This is a genomic window from Achromobacter sp. Marseille-Q0513, from assembly GCF_018195695.1.
Classification (GTDB): domain Bacteria; phylum Pseudomonadota; class Gammaproteobacteria; order Burkholderiales; family Burkholderiaceae_B; genus Achromobacter.
Map to the genome: position 1 here is coordinate 1 of NZ_JAGTJY010000607.1, position 376 is coordinate 376.

1 protein-coding gene is annotated in these 376 nt (G+C 64.1%); it reads right to left on the reverse strand.

Annotated features, from left to right (window positions below; translation table 11 throughout):
* On the reverse strand, positions 1-376 hold a 376-nt coding region (locus tag KDH83_RS31965; protein ID WP_212323209.1), incomplete at both ends, for a VCBS domain-containing protein.

Here is a 376-nt window from a genome sequence, read left to right on the forward strand (position 1 = left end):
GTAGGTCCACTTGCCGGTCTGGTCGAGCGTGAACTTGCCGTACTGGCCATTGCCACTGTTGGCGATGGACCAGGTGTGGGTGTCGTTCGTGTCGATGTCGCTCTTGGTCAACTGGCCGGCGGTGGTCAGCGTGCCGTCTTCCTTCACTGCGCCGGTGGCCACGCCGCCGATGGTCGGGTTGTCATTGGCGCCGGTGATGGTGATGGTGATGTCCTTGGTCGCCGTGCCGCCCTTGCCGTCGCTGATCGTGACGGTGATGGTGTCGGTGACCGTCTGGCCCGCGGCCAGGGACTGCACCTTGGTGCTGCCGTTGTCCAGCACGTAGGTCCACTTGCCGGTCTGGTCGAGCGTGAACTTGCCGTACTGGCCATTGCCA